The organism is Providencia sp. PROV024, assembly GCF_032709665.1.
In the GTDB taxonomy this organism is placed as follows: Bacteria; Pseudomonadota; Gammaproteobacteria; order Enterobacterales; family Enterobacteriaceae; genus Providencia; species Providencia huashanensis.
Genome location: NZ_CP120545.1, coordinates 1,572,827 through 1,598,254 on the forward strand (window position 1 = coordinate 1,572,827; position 25,428 = coordinate 1,598,254).

16 protein-coding genes are annotated in these 25,428 nt (G+C 43.7%); all 16 read right to left on the reverse strand.

Going from position 1 to position 25,428, the window contains the following annotated elements:
• Complete coding sequence (gene tssA, locus P3L56_RS07210) at positions 1–1,611, reverse strand: type VI secretion system protein TssA (RefSeq protein WP_198861254.1); 1,611 nt, start codon at positions 1,609–1,611, stop codon at positions 1–3.
• 19 nt (positions 1,612–1,630) lie between these two features.
• A complete protein-coding gene (locus tag P3L56_RS07215) occupies positions 1,631–5,008 on the reverse strand; it encodes an ImcF-related family protein (RefSeq protein WP_272686111.1) in 3,378 nt (1,125 codons plus the stop codon).
• A gap of 59 nt (positions 5,009–5,067) precedes the next feature.
• A complete protein-coding gene (locus P3L56_RS07220) occupies positions 5,068–6,270 on the reverse strand; it encodes a hypothetical protein (RefSeq protein WP_198861256.1) in 1,203 nt (400 codons plus the stop codon).
• 4 nt (positions 6,271–6,274) lie between these two features.
• Complete coding sequence (locus tag P3L56_RS07225; protein WP_129466700.1) at positions 6,275–6,541, reverse strand: PAAR domain-containing protein; 267 nt, start codon at positions 6,539–6,541, stop codon at positions 6,275–6,277.
• A gap of 161 nt (positions 6,542–6,702) precedes the next feature.
• Positions 6,703–7,653, reverse strand: a complete 951-nt coding sequence (locus P3L56_RS07230) for a DUF6708 domain-containing protein (RefSeq protein ID WP_198861257.1) — start codon at positions 7,651–7,653, stop codon at positions 6,703–6,705.
• A 192-nt stretch (positions 7,654–7,845) separates the two neighbouring features.
• Complete coding sequence (locus P3L56_RS07235) at positions 7,846–8,814, reverse strand: DUF6708 domain-containing protein (protein ID WP_233102496.1); 969 nt, start codon at positions 8,812–8,814, stop codon at positions 7,846–7,848.
• 4 nt (positions 8,815–8,818) lie between these two features.
• Positions 8,819–11,440 carry a T6SS effector BTH_I2691 family protein gene (locus tag P3L56_RS07240; RefSeq protein ID WP_198861258.1) on the reverse strand — a complete coding sequence of 874 codons (2,622 nt, stop codon included), beginning with the start codon at positions 11,438–11,440 and terminating at the stop codon, positions 8,819–8,821.
• A 55-nt stretch (positions 11,441–11,495) separates the two neighbouring features.
• A complete protein-coding gene (locus P3L56_RS07245; protein ID WP_198861259.1) occupies positions 11,496–12,443 on the reverse strand; it encodes a DUF6708 domain-containing protein in 948 nt (315 codons plus the stop codon).
• A 4-nt stretch (positions 12,444–12,447) separates the two neighbouring features.
• Positions 12,448–15,066, reverse strand: coding sequence for a T6SS effector BTH_I2691 family protein (locus P3L56_RS07250; protein WP_198861260.1), 2,619 nt, complete (start codon positions 15,064–15,066; stop codon positions 12,448–12,450).
• Positions 15,063–15,932, reverse strand: a complete 870-nt coding sequence (locus tag P3L56_RS07255) for a DUF4123 domain-containing protein (RefSeq protein WP_042848037.1) — start codon at positions 15,930–15,932, stop codon at positions 15,063–15,065. The genes P3L56_RS07250 and P3L56_RS07255 overlap by 4 nt, the downstream gene beginning before the upstream one ends.
• A gap of 8 nt (positions 15,933–15,940) precedes the next feature.
• On the reverse strand, positions 15,941–18,337 hold the full coding sequence (locus P3L56_RS07260) for a type VI secretion system Vgr family protein (protein WP_198861261.1): 2,397 nt from the start codon (positions 18,335–18,337) through the stop codon (positions 15,941–15,943).
• Positions 18,334–20,997 (reverse strand): type VI secretion system ATPase TssH, encoded by a 2,664-nt coding sequence (gene tssH, locus P3L56_RS07265; protein WP_210831638.1) that lies wholly within the window; start codon positions 20,995–20,997, stop codon positions 18,334–18,336. The genes P3L56_RS07260 and tssH overlap by 4 nt, the downstream gene beginning before the upstream one ends.
• 184 nt (positions 20,998–21,181) lie before the next feature.
• Positions 21,182–21,673 carry an Hcp family type VI secretion system effector gene (locus P3L56_RS07270; RefSeq protein ID WP_004912469.1) on the reverse strand — a complete coding sequence of 164 codons (492 nt, stop codon included), beginning with the start codon at positions 21,671–21,673 and terminating at the stop codon, positions 21,182–21,184.
• Between the two features lie 2 nt (positions 21,674–21,675).
• Entirely contained in the window at positions 21,676–23,412 is a 1,737-nt protein-coding gene (locus P3L56_RS07275; protein ID WP_198861263.1) for an OmpA family protein, read from the reverse strand.
• Positions 23,413–23,414: 2 nt separating this feature from the next.
• Positions 23,415–24,074: a type VI secretion system protein TssL, short form gene (gene tssL / locus P3L56_RS07280; RefSeq protein ID WP_048606636.1), complete on the reverse strand. Its 660-nt coding sequence runs from the start codon at positions 24,072–24,074 to the stop codon at positions 23,415–23,417.
• The gene (tssK, locus tag P3L56_RS07285; protein WP_048606638.1) at positions 24,071–25,408 is read right to left on the reverse strand and encodes a type VI secretion system baseplate subunit TssK; all 1,338 of its coding nucleotides are present in this window, start codon (positions 25,406–25,408) and stop codon (positions 24,071–24,073) included. Before tssK ends, tssL begins: the two co-directional genes overlap by 4 nt.
• Positions 25,409–25,428 lie beyond the last annotated feature (20 nt).

Genomic DNA, 25,428 nt, shown 5'->3' on the forward strand with positions numbered 1-25,428 from the left:
TTAGGGATAGAGCACTAACGCTCGCACAGGGTCTAATCGAGTTAGCTGAGCCAATAACTCAGACATTTGATGGTGCAGTTCAGTTTTGTCTGGCGTATTACGCTGCGTTTTACCTCGTAACAATTGCAACTGGCGGGCTTTAACTTCAAACAGCGAATGAGGTTCCCAATCCGCGAGGCGCATCTGTTCAGCACTACGGTCTAATTCACGAAGTAAATTCAGTGCCAAATCATGACGAGCAAATTGTTCAGCCACTCTTGCCATCACTAATTGCAGTAACCATTTTTGACGGGAAGTTTGGATATTCGGGCGTGACATTAGCCATGCTAATGCGGCTTCAACGCCTTCGGTGTCAGCTTGAGTTAACGCTTCTTGTTCTAACGCGAATATTGAGTCGTTATCATCGTCACTTGCGCCTTGAACAGGCATGTGATTGAGAGACTGAATATTCTCTTCCAGAATATGCTGTTTGATCCACGCTAAGGTGACTTCATCTGCGAAAGGTGTGCCATCTTCCCAAGCGAGATTTTCTAAACCCGGTAAGCGAAGTAAGAACTGCTTTAAATCAGAGGCAATCACTTCTGCCCAGCCATCCCATGGCGCAGAGGATTTACTCAATGCTTGGTGCAAGTACCATTGCACATCTAACCAAAAATGGTTAACCCCTTCTGCAAACAATCGATCTGCTTGTTCAGTGAGTTCGAGCCAATTTTGTTGCAGATATAAACGTTTTAGCTGGGCTTTGGCATCTGAGCGTGGTGGGGCTAATCGAGTACAACCTTGCTGATTTTGTGGGGGAGCTTGGTGTAGCGTATCCCAACGTACGGATTTCATCAGCCGATGACCCGATAACCAACCATTAGGCTGATTACGCAGATAATTGGCGAGCACTTTGGCTTGGTCAAGTAATTCTCGACCAGACTGAATAGGGGCGATAGGGCTGATACCGGTTGATGTTTGCTTCGTTGATATACTTTCTGTTGATTTAATATTTTGTGGAACAACACTATTCGCACCGCCAGATTGCGCAAGTCGATTTTCTAGTGCGCGTAGTAGTGGTGCAAGATTAGGGCGGTTTGCCTCATCCCATGTACTAAACTCATCCACAATCGAACTCAGTAGCGCCACAATACGTGCAAATTCGTTGCTATCAACTTCAGGATAAAGGGATAAACTGTCGATAACTCGCTGACCTGCCAACCATTCAATGGCTGATTTTCGGCTATTTGGGCGATTTGGTAGTAGGTCATCGTGGTAACGATTGAGTAATCCTGCCAGTAATCCTAATCCATCAGCTAAGCCCGTTTCACCTTCTCGATGTAAGCGCGCCCAAACATAGTAAGTGATCACGCGTGCGTCTTTACATACATGGGTTAAGAGATTTTCGGCGAGCGTACAGATTAACTCCGTATCTGAGCCTGATAACTTGTTGACTTCTTCTTTCATTCGTTCGAAGTCATCGTCATAGCTGGGGTCTTCCCCAACCGGATTTTCAGCCGTAATTGGCAATAGCCAGCGTTCCCATAACACGACTTGTTGTTCTACTAATTGATTAGCAGCAAGCGGGTTTCCGGTAAAACAGGCTGTGCGTAAGGCAGTTAATAAAGGCATAGGTGATGTCCTATTGGGTCTAATCCAAGAAGATTTTTTCAGGTAGCACAAAGTTGCGTAGTTTTAACAGCGCCAGTGGGCCTTGGCCCATTTCGGTGCGCAGCTGGTAATTGAGTGTATTGCCATCGGAGGTGGTCCACGACACGGTATAGCTACTGGTGCTTCCTGCATAAGGGGTAACTTGAGCCGCTTCAAGTAAGCGGATTAACCCCCAAACACCTCGATGATCTCGATAGAGGCGGGTGCCGGTGGAGGTGGTCATCCAAGTCAATGAGGCGCCTGAAGCGATAGTGTCGGCAGGCCACACAAAACGTTGCCACTCAGGGAATTGGTTATCGTAAGTGAGATTTTGCTTATCGACCACCAGTACCGTCTGCATCACCTGTTTACTGGTTCCCGGGCGCATTTCGAAGTACAGGCGAGCCTCTCCATTGGCGAAGGCCACATCGCCCAGCTCACTTAAGGTATTCATCGCCTGAATAAACTCAGGGTTAAAGCGTAATCCTTGCGCATTAGCACTATTCGGTACCCAGTGATGACCTTCTTTGCGTAAAACCCCTTGCAGACGGGTTTCTAAGAAACGTTGAATACGTCCGTTATCAGGGCGAAGATACTGCGCCATCAGAGGCAAAGAAATATCACTTTGCGTGTCTTTCAAGGGGTAGCGGCCGCCAAAGGCGTTGTTCCATTCATTGACAATGGCATTTTGCCATTCGCTATTGATCCCCTGAGCGGTTGGGGTGAGCAATTGTTGCCACGCCTGCGTCATCGGCTCCACTAACAGTGCATCGCCAAAAGGTTGCCACTCTTGCCCAAAACTGGCGGCAATTAAACTGCCCATGTCACGCGTTTGGGCAAAATCGACATTTTTACCGTCTAAAATACTTTGGGCGAAGGTTTGGGACATGGCTTGCGGGTCGGGGGCATTGACCACTTGCTGAAGTTTTAAGCGCACACGAGTAATACGGGTTAAATAGGCTTGTAAACTCAGATTATCGCCAGTTTGTGAGGCGGCTTGAGGGTCAACAAAGTTCAGGACCGGGCCAAAAGTGTCTTCCAATGGTCCCGTAAAATCGGCTTTTTGGCTAATCACGGGTTTTTGTTCTTTGTTGAGCAGTTCTTTCGCCGAGTTAACAAACGAGTCGGCCAGTTTTTCTGCCTGACGCCCGGTTTTCCCTTGGTAGGCGAGGGTATTTAGCAGTGCAATGACGGGGGACTGGCGCACATCGCTCATTAAGGATAATTGGTCGATAGTATCGGATAAGCTTTCAGTATGGCGCCATTGCAGGCTATTGAGGAAGTTTAACCAGCTATTAGCAAAGTCAGCAAAATAGCGTTCAGTAAGCTGCTGTTTGAGCGCATCAGGCGAAATATCTTGGCTAAGTTCATGCTGGCTATCACTCAATACCCAGTCAATTTCATGACGGCGCGATTCAACCACTTTTTTGATGGCGGGTTGGATCGATTCTTCCCACGCTTTGCGGGTAAAAATACCCGGTACAAACTCTTCTGTCGTCAATAAAAAGTGGGCATCGGTATCGCCCGTCATATCATCTAAGGTCATATCGGGGAACTGATGTTGCGCTTGTCGTAACACTTCTTGATACAGTGTGGCACTTTCGCTGCGTTGACCAATTTGCCGCGTGAGTAAGGTACGGCTTTGATTAATAAGGTTATTGTTGGCGTTTAATTGCCATTCAGGGTGCGTCGGTAGCTGTTGGGCATAGAACATGAGTAACTCTTTGCCGAGAGTGTGCCATTCGCCTTCGTTCATTCCTTGCGGGACAGAAAGGGCAGTCAGAACGTGATTGGTGAAAAAAGCAGGCTCCATACGCTCTGGCGTACTCATCATGAGGTAAGTTTTTAAATCTTGATACGCACTTTGGGTGGCTTGGCGGCGTTCATCACTATTTGGCGATAATTGTGCATAAGCTTGTAACCGTTGCTCAAGTTGCTGACGGAGATTATCTTGCAGAGGAGGGAGTACCGTTTGTTGATACAGCGGCCATAAATGGGCTAATAATGGCTGATTGCTATTCAAGCCAAAATGCAGCCAAACAGGGACGGAGCTCTGTTCGCGATGCGTTAACAGCCCCAGAGTTTGCTGAAAGTCGTATTGGGCTTGAAGGCGTTCCGTTTCCGGTAATTGGTGGTTAGCGGCGACACTCGCACTTTGGTAGCTGTCTTCGATGAGTTGGCGATTGGCGAAGTAAGAGACAATCATACCGGCTCCCCACAAGGTCATGGCGGTGGCTGCGCCGTATTGAACGAGACGTTTTTTATCAAAGCCTAAAGCGGCCGGCTGTAAACCGGATGCCAGTTCAGATTGTACGTTTAACCAGCTTTGCCAGCGGGTATCGGGGAGCCAACTATTTGGCAAACGTTGCTGATTTAACGGATTGATAGACGGGCTAAATGCGATGCCAGAAAAAGGCAGCGTACGTGATGGGGTATTGAGTGGGGCTAATGCGGTCGTGAGCTGTTGGCTGCCACCGTTTTGTAAAAATTGGGCTAAAGCAAGCAGATAGGTGTGTTTCTGTTCACGCAGTAACGCTTGGGTTCCGTTGATCACAAGTGCGGGGATCAGGCTTAATAAGCTAGGCGATAGCGCCTCGGCAGGCATATTTTGCTCAGTCATGCAGAGGATAGCGGGCGTTTCAACCGCACTGAGGGAGGGTTGGTCACTGACACTCCATACCCAAACAGGCGCACGCCAGCCGAGTTCTTGAAAGAGGTTTTGGATTGCACGCCCTGCATTGTGGGCAGTGGCCGCATTCAGGTTGGTAAAGTGAATGTTGCTGTCTAAAAGCTGGGATGAAATGCTGTTTTCCGTCACCCAAATCACACCATCGAGCGGACGACGTCGGCGCAGGTGTTTGAGGGTTTCTAGTCGCTCTGAATCGATAGAACTCCCGATATCGCCACCGTAGATAAGCAGGGTGCCATCACATTCTTGCCAGATTTCTTGGGTAAGATTTGGGGCAAGTTTTTCGACGGCGGAGTGGGAGCCGAGGAGGAGTTGAATAGAGACCTTGGAATGCCAGAAAGTGCCGTATTGGGATTTTAGGGTGTTTTGGATTTCTAGTAGTAATACATTTTCCGTATCATTATGATTTTTAATGATGTTATTTATTTTTTCTTTTGTTCCACTATAAGCATGTTTACCTATCCAGCGACTAACAGTAAAAACAACAATAGAAGCCAAGCCAATAAAACCAGTAACCCATACGAGGGTATTCAAAGCATTATATTGTTTTTCCGAATTAGGCTGAATTTCTAATATTTCTGGTGATAAATAAAGAATGAAGCCAAGGGTTATAGCTATGCTGAATAACACTAATAGAATAACCCATGGTTTTTCTAAATTTTTTAGTATGGAGAGTAAATAAGATTTCATATCGTGGCTCCAGATACGATGAAAATAAAGTAATTAATGTGTTTCAATGTAATGAAGCATTAAATTCCGATTGGCGGGGTAACTGTCCAAACAAATATTTCATTATTTTGATGTGTAATCGCAAGTTGGGCGGCTTCGGTTTTTATTAAACATGAAGTGCTAATGTAAAGGTTAACCCAAGGGGCGGCATGCTGAGTACAGCCAATAATATTATCAATACTATATAAAGGAATTTTCCCTCCGCTTTCGGTAAATAGAACTTCTGTTCTAGTATTATCCAGATTGCTGATTGAAAAAGCATTAATAAAAATAGACTTTACTTTGGTTAGCCCGATATTCCCCCAAAGGAGAGCATTATCAATAGATTTACTTAACTCCAGCGTATTGTGCTTATGCTGGGGTATAGATTCAGGTCGGTGAATAAAAGCGATATATTTGTTAAGCATTTTTTTAGGCGATGATAATAAATGAGCTACACTAACCTCTGTATATTTATCAATAGGTTGTTTAATTAGATGAATGTTTATAGTGAGTAGGTATTCAAAATCATCAATTTTATCTAACCAGTTATCTACAATGCTAATTGGGATATGTTCTTTATAATTAATACTGAATGGCCTTTCGAGTAATTGAGAAATTTCTTGATTAATTTGTTTAGTATCATTTTCATTTAGAATGATACTTTCACCAATCGAAACTAAAATATTTAATGATACATTGTTAGATATACATTTGATTGCGGTTAGCATTGATGGCTCACTAATTAACGTTTTAATTCTATTGATAACTCTTTCTACATCTGATGTGTTGCTATCAATGAACTGAGCACAATAACTTGCTTTACCGTTGATTAGGTTAGGAGGCAAAAGAGATGTTTTACTGGTAATTATTTGTGTTGATAAATCTTTGCAGTTTGTTATGTGAGGAAGAATCATGGCTTGTGCTAAAAGTGTAACTTTTCTTTGGCCTATCGATATTCTTTTATCTTTGTCTATTTGTCTTTGTGTATCCCATCCATCAGCTGCCCATTTATTAAAAAGAAAAAATATGTATCTAACAGAATATAAACCTAGCCAAATTATGATGGTGAAAATGAGTAAATTAAACTCTGGTATTTTTTCTATTAACGACTGGGAAACTAAAAATCGATGTGAAATATAAATGACTACTGATAGTAAAACAAAAAAAATGCTCCATCGTTTAATTGATGGGAAATCTTGACGTTTTGCTTTTGGCGGTAGTGATAATAAATCAACAGGCATCAGTTTAGAGGCTCGCTTTGGCATTAGGAAGAGAGGATATCAAGGTGCAGCCACAGCTACATTTATGACCATCAAATGCAACAGGGATCCCATTATCTAAAAATGTGGGATGGCCTTGTGCAATAACCACATTATTGTGTCCTTTTTTAGGGCAATAAACGGGATCACCTAAGCGAGCCACACCAATACCATTAAATACCATGAGTGATGAGCCGGAGAGAACTTGACCACCGCCTGTAGTTTTATCGCCAGTTCGAATAATACCTTTCATGATGAGGAGCCTTTAGATTGTGATTGATAGAGTGTAAAATTGGATTGATGAGGAATGCATTCAATGTTTTTATGGCGTGCAAAATGAATCTGTGACGGTAAGGTAAAAGACAATCACAGACTCAGGGAGTTAAAATCCCCAATATTGTTAGTATTTTTTTGCTATTTAAAAAAAGTTTTCCACAAATTTTTAGGGTTGGTGGAGGCATCCAAATAGTAAGGGTCATTTTCATCTACTATCGCTTGCTTTTGAATATTATCAGGCCAAACAGGGCGACGGCTGGTTAAAATTGCAATATAGCAAGGTATTGCGTATAAAAAAGCTAAAGGGACTGTGATAGGGAACAGTATCACGGGTGTACCATTATGTTGCGTCATGGAGTAGAAGAAGGTAAATCCAAAACTTTCTTTTTTATTGGCGATTGGTAAACAAAAAGGAATACGTTCTTTCATACCTTGTGGGCCTTCTTCCATATAACGACGCACAAATTCCCAGTGGGCTCTCAGCTCTTCAAGATTGCCATGTGAGGCAGGTAGACAAAAGGTATCGATAATCGTGATGCCATCTTCAGCCAAAACATGCCCACTAATATAGTAATCCTTGCCAATTTCTTTGCGATGGTTTAATCCGGTTGTGAAAAATATGTCTTGCCAAGGGACAGTAAAGACCGAGCCATCAATGCGAGTTGCGTGGACCAACTGATTTTTACGATCAAATCGGATAGGGTAATGAGTCCATGCGAACCACTCTTTTTTTAATAAGAATAGCATCCAGAATGCCATCGGAAATATTATTAGCAAACCAACTAGAATAGCCAGTAAATACCCTACTTCATAGAATGACCGAGTAATAACATCAATAGCTAGCCAAGCAAATGTACCTATAAAAAATAAGCAACCAAAGGAAGCGGCAAGTGATAATAATCCCTTGGAAGAATAAAATTTATCCACCATTTCTAAGTAATTAGAGTTTATAGTAATAACTTTTAAATCCGGCATGAGTTGTTTTGTATCGATATTTACTCGTATTTTTTGCTCTAATTTTCGAGAAAACTCACTTTCATTTAATGGTCTATTGATTTTAAATTGTGGAAATAACCCGTAATAATCCATATTTATTGTCCTATTGCGCGTTTAAACTCAGCCATTTCCATCCACATAGAGGGGTAGATTTCTGGCCATTTATCTACAGGGATATGTTTGGGGATGCGTCGCCACCAGCATTGCTCTAACCATTTTTGAATATTGTCCTGTCCTTCATACGCAATGAAAATACAGAGAAAACCAACACATTATCGTGTTGCTTCATGTGTGGGGGGAGGGACTTTTTTTTGTCTTTCCGAAAAAAGTGCCCCACAAACTTTTAGGGTTCATGGAGGCATCCAAATGGTAGGGATCATCCTCCTCCACACGACATTGCACTTGAATCTCTGACGACCAAACTGGACGCCGACTAGTTAAAATCGCCACATAACGCGGGAGACTGAATAAAAACGCCAACGGAGCAAGAAAGGGCAGTAAGACAATGGGCGCCCCATTGTAGATGGTCATTAAATAAAAAAAGGTAAACCCATAACTTTCTTTTTTTTCTGCTATTGGCAGGCAAAAAGAGATACGCGATGTCAATCCTTCCGGCCCTTCTTCCATGTATCGCCGTACAAATTCCCAATGAGCTTTTAAGGCGGGAATATTGTTATGGGAGGCCGGTAAACAAAAAGTATCGACAATGGTCTCACCATCCTCGGCAAGAACATGCCCGCTAATGTAGCAATCACTGCCATGCATTGCGGCGGTGGTAAAAAAAACATCATCCCATCGCGCACTAAATACGGAACCATCATGACGATGCGCATGGACAAGTTGGTTTTTACGATCAAATCGGATTGGGTAGTGTGTCCAAGCAAACCACTCTTTTTTTAAGAGAAACAACATCCCGAATCCCGTAGGGAGAAAAATAGCTCCTACAAATAAAAGTGCTAGCCATTCCTCTAATGAATATTGCTGATAGACAATAGTTGTTACTATCATTGAAAAATAACCAATAATCGTCATAAAAGCCCCAGCAGAGGCAATAAAGCTCAAATAGCCTTTTGACGAATAGTATTTATCCACCATTTCTAAATAGTGCGAGTTTATCTCAATCACTTTCAAGTCAGGCATTAATTGGTCGGTCTCAAAATCCAGTCGTACTTTTTGTTCTAACTGTGTGGTACGTTCGCGCGCATTCAGTGGGCGATTGAGCTTAAATTGGGGAAATAATCCGTAAATATCCATATTCTTATCCTAATGCACGTTCAAAGGCATCCATTTCCATGACCATGGTTGGGTACATGTCGGGCCATTCACTTTGAGGGATATGCGCGGGCACTTGACGCCACAGGCATTGCTCTAACCATTTTTGGATCTTATTTTGTCCTTCGATGGCAATGTAAATTGCAGCACCGATAACCACCAGTACCGCCACTAACGTCAAAACTGCAAACGCCGCAAGCACCTTCGAAAAAATAATGACAGTTAACCATATTCCTGATGCTCCAGATAAACTATAAGCAATAAAAAGACCGATATTTTTTTTCTTTCTTTCTTCATTTGCATGATAAATATCAAATGCCGAGGAGACAACCCCAGCAGCAATACCCACGCCTTTGCCAATCCCGATAAACAGGTTCTTGAACGCTGTTGAGTTTCTAAACAGCATTTTTTGCGCCAAATTTTCAAACGACGCAAAACGTTTCATTCCTTCTTCAACTAGCCCAAACGACGCACTGACAACCCCTGCAACCCCAGCATAAAATCGACTGTGCGCTTCAAACACCTCTTCCGGTAAGGTTTTCTTATTTTCCAAATCCGCCGAGTGGAACAGCGCGACGCTTTGAAGAATGCCTGACACTATTCCTGCTCCAATGACCATCCCGGATTTTCCTTTTCCGGATGTCATGCTGGTGCGCATCCGCGCAATGCTGGCAGACTCTGTTTCTGAATGTAATTGTAACAACTGACTGAGGGCTTTTTCTTGTTCTTTAGGGGTAAGTAATTTAATTCGGTCTAATTCACTGGTATCAATGTCAATCCAATATTTTAATATTCGATTTTGCTTCATCGGTAATCCAGCGACCTTCAATCGTTTGAGTTTGTTGTACACATGCTTTCTGATTTCATTCTCATTCAAATCATGGTTATGATCACTGAGTCTAACCAACGTATTCACGACATCTTTAACAAAATGGCGATACGAGCCTGCTTTACGCACAGGGATAATGGCTTTATTACTGAAAGCCCCGAGCGCTGCCACAAAGCCATACATTTTTTCTGAACTCATGGCTTTATCGACCGTGTTCATGACCACGGTGGCAAGATTACCGAGATACACCGCCATGATATTTTGAGAGGTAATTTGGTGGGGTTCTATTAAATTAGCGAACGCATCCGCTAATCCTGCCCAATTGAGTGACAGCATATCCACAGAGGATTGGGTTGCCTCGTCTATTTTTTTGATTAAGGCATCTTGGTTGAAAACCAATGCTCGCCCTAAAATATTGGTGGGGTCAGACAAACTTTTTAACAGTGAGCTTGAGAAATAATCCAAACTGCCTTTTTTGTCCGACATTTTAATAATGCAATAGCTTACCGTGGCAGTATAGGCAATCCCACTGATCAAATCCCGCGTATCAAAATGTTGCTGAAAATAATGCATTAATGTTGGTGACTGAAACCAATCCAAGTAGAACTGCGTTCGAGGACTAACTACACGGGTATTGTATTCTTCTAAAATGCTCTGAAAACGAAGATTGAATGCATCATAGGCCTCAGTATTATAATACTGCTCATATTCAGCCCAATGCGCCTGCGTTTTTGCCATTATCATGGATCGGCGGTTTTGGATAAACGCGTTGTCCAATTCATCCTCTTCCAACTCGACAGTGATATCGCCATCGGGATAGGTATCAATACTTTTAATGTATGCGGCTTCACGTAATGTGGTGGTGATATAATTTTCTTGAAATTGGTCTCTGATGCTGTTTTTGACACCTGAAATCGCCCCCAGTAGCATGATTTGTCGCTTAATATCGGGGCGCTGATAGACATACTTATCCAACTCATATTCAATCAGTGTAGGCAAGTCCTTCAAAATCCCCGTTGGGTCTTGCAAGACAAGAAGCGCCCCGTTGGGATGAAGATCTTGATGTGCCGTCGTTTCGACCTGTTGGCCGGTTGCAATGGGGCTGAACTTCGACGTGATGGGGTACACCAAGGACTTAAGCCCTTCAAGAAGATCGAGTTGCGCGATAAGCGCTGACCACTTCCACATTTGGCTTTTTTTGACGTGCTGAGAGTAATCCGCCACGATTTGTTCCAACTGCGATAATGGCAGGGTCTGTGCAGCGGATTGCGTATTGAGCCATGCATCCATGTCAAAGGGCTGCATGTACTGCTCCCGGTGGTGTTTATCTTCAAATTGTTTACGAATGGTCTCAGTCCATTTCACTTCCGACCAAGCAAACCAAAAGAGTCCATTTTTCATTCCGTCAGGCATCACCGGTAAAGTGACGAGGGAGGCTTTAGCTAACTCTTCAGGTTGGTCAATGCAGGGTTTGATTTTACCAGATGCGATCTCATCGGGCACATCGCCATTTTCAGGGAGGGGGTAGTAAAAACCGCTCTCGGTGACAAAGTAATTAATCCACCCCTTGCCAAATTCATCCCAAATATTGAGGTACCCCGAACGCATTAACCGTAAGGTGTAGGCGGTTTCCCCTTGTGGGGGAACGGACACGTGAATGTTATTGGGTAACAGGGGCAAGATATCGTGTTGCGACATAATAGCAGGGCGCACAGGTAAAATTGGGAGGCCTTTACGGGTACAAAATTTACAGCCTTGGCGTTTGTTCATTTGGCTCATAAATGCATCTCTATATTTAAAATAGTACTATTTTGTTTTTTATCTCTGATGAACGTTAAAAAAAGGTTCGCCACAAACTTTTGGGATTGGTGGTGGCATCTAAGCGATAGGGGTCATCTTTATCGACAGGAGATTGAGCTTGGATGGATTCAGGCCAAACAGGGCGGCGGCTGGTAAGAATGCCAATATATCTGGGTATACTAAAGATGAATGCCAACGGTATAAATAAAGGAAAAAGTAGAATTGGGGCTCCTTTATATAAAGACATTAAATAAAAAAAAGTAAAAGAATAGCTCTCTTTTCTTTTGTCAATCGGTAAACAAAAATCAATTTGTTGAATAAGATCTTGAGGTCCTTCTTCCATGTATCGACGAACAAATTCCCAGTGAGATATCACAGCATGTAATTTTGAATGGGATAAAGGCAGGCAGAATGTATCAATAATAGTGATACCATCATCCGCGAGAATATGACCGCTAATGTAATAATCATTTCGAATAGATTTTTGGTAATTTAATCCGGTTGTAAAAAAAATATCTTGCCATGGCACAGTGAACACTGAACCATCAGTTCTATGAACATGAACCAATTGGTTTTTACGATCAAATCTAATGGGATAGTGTGTCCAAGCAAACCATTCGGTTTTAAGTAAATAAGCCATGAATATAATCATCGGTGAAAATATAAATGCCAATAAAAAAAAACCAGTTAATTGATTTGAAGTAAAACTATCAGATATTGCCATTGATATTGCCATTGATAATAGAATACCTAAAAGAGCTATGCATGCAAACGATGAAAGAAAACTCATATAACCACGACCTGAGTAAAATTTATCAACCAACTCTAAATAATGTGAATTAATTTGAATCACAGTCAGGTCAGGTATCACTTCTTCGTGAGTTAACTCAAGTCGTATATTTTGGCCAAGGTGTCCTTCACGTTCTTTGTTGGTAAGAGGACGGTTAAGCTTAAACTTGGGGTGTAATCCATAAATATCCATGATGTTATCCTAGTCCTAAAGCGCGTTGCAATTCATCCAGCTCCATATCCATGGTTGGATATATATCAGGTAATGTATTTTTTGAATTTTCTGAAGGTTCAACGCGCCATAAGCATCGTTCTAACCATTTTTGGATATTATCCTGTCCTTCTATGGCAATATAAATTGCAGTACCTATTGCAGCAATAACTGCAAATAAGGTGATAACTAAGCCTACAGGCCCTAATGTGGCAGCAAAAATAACATAAATAAGCCATATATCAGCTAATGTTGATATTCCATAAGCGAGCATTAATCCAGTATGCCCCTTGCTCCATTCATCGAATGTATGATAAGCATCAAAAGCAACGGCAACCACTCCCCCAACAAGGCCAAATCCTTTTTTAGCGATATTCGAAAAGGCCTCAACACCTTTTAGCCCTTTAAATGCGGATGTGTTTACCGCATCATGTTGTTGTAAAAAAGCTTGCACACCGGTTTCAATAACGCCAAATGATCCGGATACTATACCTGCAACCCCGCCATAAAATCGGCCATTTTCTTCTAATTGTTCATCACTAAGTGTTTTTTTATTCCCAAAGTCAGCAGTCGTTAAAACGGCCGCTGATTGTAAAATAATTGACAATATTCCTCCGCCCATTAACGTGATGCTCTTACCTGTCCCGCTTGTTACTTGAGTTTGCCATTTTTCTAGGTTATGAACTTTGGCTTCTGGGCTAGATAACATTAGCTTAGAGAATTCCTTTGCTTTTTCTTCCTTGGATAATTTATTGATATTTTCAACCTGTTTCGGGTCTGCGTCGATAAAAAAAGCTAATGCTCGTTTTTCATAATCAGGAAAACCCAGATTTTTTCGACGCTCTATTATTTTTTTGACTTCTCTTTCAACGCTATCTTGATTAGGTTTCATTCGATTGTCATTTAGCGACATCAATACTTTCACAATCGCCTTTACGAAATGTCTTTCCTCTGCATATTGGGATATGGGTATTAATGCTCGGTTTTGGAAAATACCCAACGCAACAATAAAATCAAAGGTTTTTTTTGACGACAGGGTTTTATTGATGCTTCCTGTAATAGCCGCAGAAATATTGGCAAGGTAGAGTCCAATGACGGACTGTGTTGCTGGATTCGATTTTTCGATTATTTCATTAACAGCATCAATGAGTCCATTCCATGGTAACGAAATATAATCTGGGGATTGGTTTGTCGCTGCATTAATTTTCGTTATTAATTTTTCATTATTAATAGCGAGTGCACGTCCTAAAATATTGCTTGTATTTGTTAAAGGTTGGAATAAGGATTCATTGAAAAAATCTAGTGTGCCTTTCTTATTTAGCATATTAGTAATGCAATAATTTATGGTTGAAGTATATGCAAGGCAACTGATTAAATCATCAGGATCAAAATTATTGGTAAAATAATGAGTTAGGATGGATGCTTTAAACCAATTAAGATAAAACTCTGTACGTGGTGAAATAACTCGGGAATCATATTCTTTTAGAATGCTATTGAATTTATTTTTAAAAGCTTCAAGCTTATTTGTGTCATAGTACTTTTGATAATCAGCCCAAAATTCTTGTGTTTTATTATCAAGCTGATCTTCACGTAATTCACTATACCATGTTCTTGGCGCAGGCTTATTTAAAGTGAAAAGCAATGTTCTTGGATCATTTTGTATATATTTTTCACCTAGCTGAGTGTTAGTATTATAGCTTAGTTTAAATTGCCTTTTCATTCCCTTTTCTAAACTGCTAATTGATGCATAGAGCATCACTTCACGCTTAATATCAGGGCGCTGATAGACATCCCTGTTGAGTTCGAATTCTATTAATGTTGATATATCACTTAAAATTCCCGTCGAGTCTTGTAAAACAAGGATCGCTCCATTGGGATGAAGGTCTTGATGTGCCGTCGTTTCGACCTGTTGGCCGGTTGCAATGGGGCTGAACTTCGACGTGATGGGGTACACCAAGGACTTAAGCCCTTCAAGAAGATCGAGTTGCGCGATAAGCGCTGACCACTTCCACATTTGGCTTTTTCTGGCATGTTGATGGTATTCTGCCACCGTATACTCAAGTTGTTCTAAGGGTAACGATTGGTCAGCTTGTTGGCTCTTGAGCCACGAGTCCATGTCAAAGGGCTGCATGTACTGCTCCCGGTGGTGTTTATCTTCAAACTGTTCACGAATGGTCTCGGTCCATTTCACTTCCGACCAAGCAAACCAAAAGAGTCCGTTTTTCATTCCGTCGGGCATCACCGGTAAGGTGACGAGAGAGGCTTTAGCTAATTCTTCAGGTTGGTCAATACAGGGTTTGATTTTCCCTGAGATTACATTGTCAGGTACATCCCCATCAGGTGGTAAGGGGTAATAAAATCCCCCCTCAGTAATATAGTAATTAATCCATTCATTGCCGATTTCATCCCAAATGTTTAAGTAGCCAGAGCGCAATAATCGCAAGGTATACGCTGTTTCCCCTTGGGCTTCAACGGGAACGTGTATGCTTTGTGGCATGACAGGGAGAATATCCTGTTTAGACATGATGGCTGGGCGAGCAAGTAAGATGGGCAATCCCTGTCGAATACAGAAATTGCACCCTTGCGATTGATTTTGTTCGGTCATCGTAAGAGTCCTTTAGAAAAAGCCAATATGGGAGTGTGGGATTTAATTTCTTGCCAATGAGAGTCATGCCAGCCGGATGTTATGCGGCGGTAATAGTTGGGGTTGTGGGCTGAGATTTTTAATAACGCTTGAACATCATGATGTAGCCAAAAAGCACATTGCAAAGAACAGCCTTGTTTGACAAAAGTCATAATATCTTCGTTTGTGTTTAGACCATATTCAGTAGCTCTTAATAACAATGAATCAATCTGTTGACTAAGGATATTCCTTTCGTCTAAAGAGACGAACGGTGAATACTTGCTCAGAATTTGATTAATAAGACCGATACGGTGTAATTGGGCTAGTGGCAAATCAATAGGGGTATTTTTATGATAATTGATTTTTTCTGAAAAATTTAATGTATGCCATTGTTTATCTAGCCAAAATGTCCATGAAGGAACCACTTGAGTTTTTAAATAAATTTGTAATTGCCAAGGGGTGAGCATCCATGATAATTGAAATAACACGCGTGGATCGTAGTAGCGTAGCAGATAATTTTGGTGTTTTTCATCGCTAATTAATAGGGCATTAGCTAATTCATTACATAAGGATTCAGCGGATAATAGACTCTCTAAAAACAAACATACTTTTGGTGCCGATGAATCGACAGACTGCTGTTTTATTTCTGTCAGCAGCATTTGCCAGTCAGATGCGGGCAATTCATGTAGTGATATTAAAGCAGGGTACAAATGTGCTTGTGGTTTAAGGTGTGCAGAGACCATATCTAATGAGGGAAAACGTTCAACTAATTCGCTGGCGAACGCTTTGTCAACGATGGCAAATTGATGTTCACCAAGCGCTTTGGGGTGAGATAAATAATATTCCATATAAACTCCTAGCGCAGTGGAACTGTACCCGCTCCATTTTGGGCGGCTTCGGAGGCGATTGATTCACAAGCAGTGAATTGAGGGTAAGGCATATCTAATGTTGCGGCATCAGCGTACTGAAGGTTGGCACTCTTAACACTAAAATTACCACTGGTTCCATGTTCAATCTGCGTTCCCTCTATTGTGATGTAGGAGCCACCTGATTGTAGTGTGATTTTTTTCTTCGCACTGATGATAATTTCATCATCGGTGCTCGTAATATTCAGCCCTTTTTGTGCAATGATGTCGACTTCACCTGTTTGAGCTTGAATTTCTATCTTGCCTGCCGCACTCACTAACTTCATGCCTAACTCATGAGCGAATAACACCATCTTTTTCTTGGCAAATAAAACCATACGTTTGAGTGATGAAATTTCTGTGTTACCTGCAGCTGTATAGATTTGATTGCCATTGCTGCTGTGCTGAATGTGTTTTGGAGTGGAAGTTGCTATACCACCAGGTGCGCCGACAAGAATGACGGGCTCCTGTAGTTGTTCAATATTTTGTTGAAGAAAGCGTTCTTGCGTTTGGTTGTCTAAAGAGTCGATATCTGCCTGTTCTAATATTGATGATAAAGATTCAGCCATGGATAATGCATCAGAGAGCTGGCGTTTAATTTCATCTATATTGAGTTGTTGCTCGTTCGCTTTTTCTTGCTCTTGAGTACTTATCAACAACCCTTTACCCGCACGAATAGCGCCCCAGCTATCGGTGCGTAACTCAAAACCGTCGCCGCGTTGTTCGCGCTCGGCGTTGACCAAATGCCCCAAGTTTAACTGCGTTTTTCCGCCATACTCGGTGCTGAGCTTAATATGCTCTTGCCCGCGTTTATCCTCCATGCGCAGTTTGTTATTCGCAGGCGTGCGGATCACATTACGGGTGTTATTTTTATCCGTCACGTGGTCAGGGTGGCGAGAGTCATGGAGTGCATGAGCAATGTAAGGACGGTCTGGATCCCCCTCATGGAAGGCGATAGCGACTTCAGTCCCTTGAATTAGCGGGAAATGCATCCCATACGTATCGCCGGCGTAGGGTTTCGCCAAACGTACGGGCATACTTTCATAGCCCTTGGTTTTTTCATCACGATCTGCGTCGAATTTGACCCAATAAAAGCCGTGCTCATTTTGGTGGGCATAAATATCGTGGTCTTTTGCGCTGGTGACGCGAGCCATTAATGTTCCGGCAATGACAGGGCGCGGTTTGAGTGCAGGACGCCAGCACAGTGATTCCGTGTAAGGCACGGCGTCAAAGCGAACAGTCAGCGCTTTATCTCGGCTGGCGGTAAAGCGCAGGCGAGTAATTAGAACTGGCGATTTGAATACGCTGGGTAACGTCGAACTGAGCGGGTTATCTTGAATACTTAGCACTAATAATGGCGTCAGGTCTGCAGCGCTACTTTCTCCGCGTAGTAAAGTCTGACGAGCTAAAAAGCGTTCGTGGTCGAGTCTTGCCCAGAAGTTAGCGGTTTCAGTTTCAGGGCGAATTTTATCCCCGCGGGTGAGGTGGCGGCCTTTATAGTGGTAAACATCGCCGTAGTTGGTCTTTTCACCATCACCGTGAGTCATGTCCGCTACCGCAGAAATCAACGTATCTTCCGCCAGACGGTGGTTATAGTCTTTGGCAAACACAGAGCTTTCAACTACTTGATGACGTAACGATAATCCCCAAACACTGTCGACATGGTTATCGCTTAGCCCTGAGGGGCTATTTAATGGCAGCGTTTTGTCATACACATAACCGCGTTGGCTGTCAGTAAAATGCAGGACTTCTGTTTGTGTTTCATCTTGTAAACTAAAGCGATAAAAAATCCCCACTTCACTCAATAAACGCTCAATAAATTGGCGGTCGCTTTCATTAATTTGGTTGATTTGTTCGCGTTTTGGGTAGGCTTTTTCGAGATGAAATTCGAACTCCCAGCCTTTGAAATTATGTTCCCGCAAAATTTGTTCAACTACTTGCGGCACAGATTGGTTGATAAAGAAACGGTGGCTGCGAATTTGATGACGAAGTAGCGCAAAAAAAGGTTCGATAACTAACTGATAGCGCGCTTCATCCGCAGAGCCAGAGAGACGACGAAAATCTGTAACCACGCCATGAACGCGCTTGGCAACGCTCGGTTGAGTGGCGAGCCCCATTAAGTTATTTATCGGTGCACAAAAGGTCAGGCTGGCATTACGGCGTAATAATTGTTGAGCAGAAAGGTCTTGGGCGGAACAGGTAAACGTAATTTGGTAGCGATAGGTGTCGCTAGCCGCTTCACGCCCCGTAAAATGTTCAACGTCCAGTAAATCTGAGCAGCCTTGGACTTCTAGGCGATAGCGGTTTTGGCCTTGAAGTAAGTTTTTGGCTGTATCGAGTAGGCTCATGGATTTATCTCCTCAATATCACTGAAACTCAGGGTGATCCCATCTTCTTCGCTATAACCCAAAGTCAGGCTTTGCGCTTGCTGGTGGTTAGCTTGGCGCATGAGTAATTGTTGGCTCAGTACCGGTAAAATTTGTTGGTTAAGCAGGCTATCAATGTTGCGGGCACCGGTGTCGGGTAATAAACACGCGCTCACGAGGGTGTCGTACAGCGCTTCATCGACAATCCCTTCGAGTTTGTAATGGGTGTAGAGACGCTTAATCACGCTGCCCAGTTTCATTTCAACAATTTGGCGCAGTGCGACAGGGCCTAATGGGCGATAAATCAGGGTTTGGAAACGCGCTAATAATGCAGGTTGGAAGTGGTCGCGCAAGGTTGGGCGCAGCAATTCTTGCAGTTCGCCGTCGGTAGACTCAGGGAACGCTTCGAGTTGTTGCATCAGCAAGTCACTGCCCAAGTTTGCTGTCATTAAAATCACGGTATTGCGAAAATCGATTTCACGGCCTTCGCCATCGCGCATAAAACCACGGTCAAACACTTGATAAAACAGGTTGAGCACATCGCGGTGCGCTTTTTCCACTTCATCAAGTAACACGACGCTGTAAGGGCGCTTGCGAACGGCTTCCGTTAAAATACCGCCTTGACCATAACCTACATAGCCTGGGGGAGAGCCTTTTAATTGGCTGACGGTGTGGGCTTCTTGATATTCGGACATGTTGATGGTGATTAAGGATTTTTCGCCACCAAACAGCACATCTGCCAAGGCCAAAGCCGTTTCCGTTTTCCCTACGCCACTTGGGCCAACCAGTAAAAATACCCCTTGCGGGCCATTTTCTGAGGCGAGACCCGTGCGAGCGGCGCGCAGTCGTTGTCCAAGCCCCAGTAATGGGCTTTCTTGACCCACGACACGTTTGCCAAGCGAATCTTCTAACTCAAGCAGCTCGGTTTGTTCGTCTTTTAATAGGCTGGATAATGGCACGCCTGTCCAATCTGCGATGACGGTGGCAACGGTTCTGATATCCACATCAGGGGTGATCAGTGGTTCACCTTGCTGTACGTGTTCTAATTGGGTTTGAATGTCACTCACATCTTGGGATTGACGGCGCTGTTCTAAGAGCTCGTTAATAAGGTTTTTTTCTTGCTCAAAACGTTGTTCTAACTCAGCCAGTTGTATCGCTATTTGCGCATCTTGAGTGACTAATTCGTTTAGAAGGGATTGATTGGTGGTGTTGCCAATCGCCAAGTCATCAAGAATGGCTTGCTGCTCAAGTTCTAAGGCATTGCGCTTGGCTTTTAAACGGGTTAGTTCTTCAGGGAGCGTGTCGAGGCTCATGCGGATACGGGCGCTGGCGGTATCGAGTAAATCCACGGCTTTGTCGGGGAGTTGGCGACCCGTTAAGTAACGGCGAGACAAAGTCACCGCTGCTTTCACTGCATCATCAGTGATATGAACACCGTGGTATTTGGCATAGCGTGGTTTTAGCCCCCGCAGCATTAAACAGGCTTTTTCGTCGTCTGGCTCATCGACTTTGACCACTTGGAAGCGGCGCTCTAAGGCGGCATCGCGTTCAAAATATTGTTTGTATTCAGACCATGTTGTCGCTGCAATGGTTCTCAATTCACCGCGAGCTAGCGCGGGTTTGAGTAAGTTCGCCGCATCGGCGCCACCGGCTTGGTTGCCTGCGCCAATGATGGTATGGGCTTCATCGATAAACAGTAAAATCGGGGTAGGGGATTGTTGTACGGCCTCAATCACGTTTTTTAGGCGCTGCTCAAATTCGCCTTTAACGCCAGCGCCCGCTTGCAGTAGCCCCAAATCTAAAGTGCGCAAGGCGGTGGTTTGCAGGCTAACGGGCACATTCCCTTCGACAATGCGTAAGGCCAAGCCTTCCACCAAGGCTGTTTTCCCGACACCCGGCTCGCCGACGAGAATTGGGTTGTTTTTACGACGGCGAGAAAGAATATCCACCATTTGGCGAATTTCGTCATCACGTCCAAAGACAGGGTCAATCGCGCCTTCGCGTGCTTTTTCAGTGACATCGACGGTGAATTTATTCAGTACGGCCAGTAGTGCTTCGTTCAGTGTATTGCCAATCACATTTGAGCTTTTCGCCGTTTCTACATCGATAGCATCAGATGGCGTTTCATGGGATAAGGATTGATTATGTGTGGCGAGTTGTTGTATTTCAGGGCGCTCATCGGATTGGGCATCAAGCATCGGTCTTAAGCGTTGAAGTTGGGTGGTACTTAATGTCATTAATGGCCACAAATTATCATTGGGCACCAGTGACGGTTGCTGAGCCATGGCAGATAATAAATGCACGCTGCGAATATGTTCGATATCTTCATCCAATGATGCAATCACCCAAGCTTGTTGAATGAGATTCAGCAGCGGTTTTGATAAAGACGGGCGCGTGTGAATGGAGCGTGGTAAGTTGTCGATATCTGTCAGTAAACTTTGCCAAAGGGCTGACATATCCCATTCATAGCGGCGAGCTAACACCGTGATATCGCTTTCCCCCATTTCCAATAATTTGAGCAACCAATGTTCAATGGTAATTTCCGCATGCGCTCGTGTTTGGCAAAGTGAAGCCGCCGCTTCTAATGCGTTGGCACAGTAAGGGTTTAGGCGGCGTAATAGCATCACGGATGAATTGTCCATATTCTTTCTCTCGTATTGGGGTAAAAATATATTGGGGTGAAAACGGTTAGAGACAGCAAGAAATGCTACCGCCCCTAACCGTTAACCGAGGTTCATTAGGTATCAAGATAAATTGTGTGTTGTGTGTCATCGGTGTACGAATACGTACAAAAAAAGCAGACGCCGAAACGCCTGCTTGTTTTAATTAAGCGGTTGCACGCTCATTCCAAGAATCGGAATGAATGATATTGCCGTCTTTATAGGTCCAAGTGATTTTTTCGTAGCGCAGTTCAATCTCTTCGAGATGGTTGTGCTTCTCTTTGTTAGGGTCTTTGATGTCGTGCATTTTTGGCGCGACTTTGACCACTTTGACGTTTTCAAGCTTGGTATTGAAATATTCCACTTCTTGCCCAGCATCATCAATGCGGTACCATTTGAATTCAGCTTCTTTCAAAGTTTGACCCGTGGTCACCGCTTTGTATAAATAAGGGCTTGATGCATCAATTTCTTTCACGAAAATAAATGGCGTATGGATACGTGTACCCGTTAATTTACCGGTATTGTTATCGGTTGGGATATACAGGTTATGGTCTTGTGCGACCACTTCAATACTGCCTTCACGGTCTTGTACATTGACAGAGCCCTTGATATCCGCGCCGCCGTCATCTTTTAGCCATAAATAAACAGGAATAGCCATGGTTACTTCTCCTTTTGTGTCGAATGTGTGTCATCGTCCATCGGTGACACGGTTTGATTATCTGCGCCCTGGCAAGCATCTGCTTGAGGGATGAGTCGTATTTCAACGCGTCGATTTTTTGCTCGGCCTTCAGCGATTTGATTATCAGCAACTGGGTTATTTTGCCCGTCCCCTCGAACAGCAAAACAAGCAGGGCTGATATCACTGGTTTCTATCATCCAATCTCTGACCGATTCGGCGCGTTTTAATGAGAGTGTTTGGTTTAATGCTGGGTTTCCGGTGTTATCGGTATAGCCGGAGACGACAATTAACCAACCGGGTTTGGCTTTAATATTGAGCAAGGCATCGACTAAAACTTTAGTTGCATCCGTTTTGAGGGTGTATTGCCCTACATCAAACAACGATAGGCTATCAAGGGTGACCATTTCAGGGGCACTTTGAACAATGATAGGCGTCGGTGGCGGTGGGGGAGCCCAACTACCTAATAGCGTGTGCAAGTAGGGTAATATTCTATTTCCCTGATATAACGCTAAAGAGTGAGAGGTTGGTATCCCTTCGCGTTCCCAACGTGCCAATTCAGTTGCATCATCTTGCAATTGCAGATAAGCGGTCTGTTTTGGTGCAAGAGGGGTATCCGAAAGTTGCGAAAAACGAGCAACATCTTCGCCAATGTGACGAATGAGTTGTTGGTTATGGTAGTAACTTCCGATTAATGCGCCTACCAAGAAGACCCCAAAAATAATTCCGATAGCCCCAAGGGTTTTCTCTGTGCGGCTTAAGCTAATATCATGGCGTAAGCGTCGTAACATCACATCGGGTAAAGGCAGCAAATCAGTGGTTTGAATTGATGAATATAGCGGCAGCATGGTTTTTTCTTGGATAAATTGCTGCCATAAGTTGTTAGGTTGGCTGGTGATATCTATCCATTGAATAGCCCATGCTGAAGGAGTTTGCTTTGGTGCTCCTGCTTGAGACACGGTGAACTGTGGGACTAAAACTTGGTTGAGCCAACTCTGTAAGGTATCTAACCACAGGGAAAATTGCAGGCTTTGCTCTGAGTGCCCAATATGGGCGGGCAACCAGACAGAGTAGGGGGCTGACATAGAACCTTCTTGTTCTACCTGAAACTCATTTTGGTGGCTGAGTAAAGTCATCCATGGAGTGTGTTCGCCATCCACGTGTAGGTCTGTACCTGTTTGGCGAGGCATAGTGAGATACACTGTGACCCAAAATGGCAGTTTTGACCCTATTTTTTGGTTGCTTTCACCAATGGCTCGACGCCAATTGAGCAATGCTTGAGTGAGTGTTTCTTGCTGAGTAAGTTGTTCCGGCAGGACGATATACAGTAATGATGTCTGCCCTGATAATGATGGGGCATGTTCCATCAATGCAGTCACTAATTTAACTAATTCAGTGGGGGCAGATACCCGAATATACCAACCTTGGCGAGTTTCTCGGTGTAATTGGTCACTCAAAAATAGGGCATCAGACTGACCACAAACGAGGATAACAGGACCCGAGTAGTTATCGGCAGGCAATGCACCCGCATAATCATGCTCAGTAGAAAGCATTTGGCGGCGCTGCTTATACTGCCAAAATAACATCCCACCGGTAAGAGCCAGCACTAAGACCGATACAAAAATAGTGACAGTTTGCCCTAGGGACCAAAACCCCCAGAGTAACCACAGAAAAAGGCCTGTCGCAAAAAGTGTCAGACACTGTTTGGTTGGGTTTTGCATGCCTATCCTTGTGTCATCCATTGTTGTAGTAAGTGTTCTAACGATGCACTGAAGCCCCACCACATTGCAGCGAGCACAAGAGCTCCACCAATCCAACCAAACCAGTAGAGTCGGCGGCGGCTAAAACGTAATTTAGGTTTTACGACAAGAGGTAAGTCTGATGAAATCAGATAATCAGGAAGTTGAACATTGAGTTGAGCAACGATACGCTCGCGTTCTGGCGCATTTTGCTGGCGAAATTTTCCAACAAACCCGAGGGTGAGCACGCGATGAAAACAGAGCAAAACATCTGGGTTAGGTGCCGTTTCATTTAAAATACTGCGTAGGCGATCCCACAGTTTATCTCCCGCTTCCAATGTATTGAAGTAACGGGCTTGCAACGGTGATTGTATCCAAGTGTTGTATCCATCATCTTGTTGATGCTGGCGATTCATCACGCTTTCATCAATTAATGCGCATTGGGCATATTGCATATGTTCAATGGCAGTTTCTGGATAACCATGTTCAAGTAATTTTTGACGCGTTTCATCAATCAGCTGACAAACTCGGTGGTAAAAATTATCACCCTGAGAGATGGCAGTGCCCTGATGAAGTTGACAAACCATTAACCAAGTTTGAGCAAAAATCATGTCAATAGTGTGGTGTGACATTGTATTTTTCATGAGCGAAGTACCGCAAACAGCTCTAATTGAATATCACCTAATGTACTCGGGACGTAAAAGGCACATTGCCCTGAAGAAAGCATGGCTTGACCCGCAGGTGTTTCAATATCTAGCGCAAAGTATTGATTTTCTAAACGAAGTGGAACCGCGGTTGGCACATGGCTGAGCGGTTTTAATGGGATACCATTGAGTGCCACATTGACCACATCAGCAACATCATCCCGACTACCTGCTTTACACAGCAAAGGAAATTGAGCAATGAGTAGGTGAGCGGGTAAAGATGAGCGTACGGATAAATAGAAATCCGCCTCTTCACGTAAGCGGCCATCATGAAGCTGCCCTGTCCAGAAAGGACCTTCTTTTACTAATTCAATACTGATAACACGTGAAGGTAAGCTGGCTTCAAGCAGGGTGTTTAATAGCGTAAAAAGAGGAGGGAAAACCTGCTCCGGTTGCTCATGTTTGTATTGCGGAATATCTTCCAATTTACTTTCTAAAGAGAAAGTTAATAAGCTCCCTGCTAAACGGGCGAGTTCTCGATAGAGTAATTCAGGATGACGATGTAATGCCGTGCTAAGTTCATTGAGTACAGGTTCGGCGCTGTTCAATGAATTTAATAGCCAAAATAATGAGACATCAGCAACCACGAAGTCTGCCATTTTCTCATTGCTTTCGCGGCGCAGAGCCATCAGTCGACGGCGTTTAGCGACTAAGCGGTGCATAAATTCAGAGAGTAACGTGCGTAGTTCAAGACTTCCCTGACAAGCGAGCAAGGGGGGAATAAAACGCTTATCAAATTCCCATGCCCCTTGTGCATTGCGGATCAGCCGTGCAACTGGGCAAGTCATATAGGCTTCATTCTCATCATGGGCAAAACGTAGCGTTGCCACATGACGTAATACTGCAATATCCGTTTGCTCATGCCCGAGTAGGTCTTGAACTTTAACCCATTCTTGGCTAAACCGACGAGGGCGATCTGTACCCGTTTCAGGGGCCAAGTTGCCGCCATTTGCTAGCATTAAAGGTAACGCTAGCACGATGTCTAATGACTGACGATCTGCGTAGTCATTAAGGGATAATACCGGAGGAAGAGCATCAGACAGAGTCGTGTCAATAAGTGTGCCATCGTGAAAACGCACAATCATCTTTTGTGCGCTAACTCGAGATAGGGTTAAAGCACTGTCATCAAATTCAGTACTAATCACACCCCACGTTGAGGCAATACCCATTTGAGCAACGACTTCAGCGACATGGCTGTCCCAACGAGCTTGTTGTTGAAATTGTTGAGGGGCCAAAAAGGCCCCGTCTGTCCATAAGGGACGGTAGATTTTCATCCTGAATGACCTTTACTAAT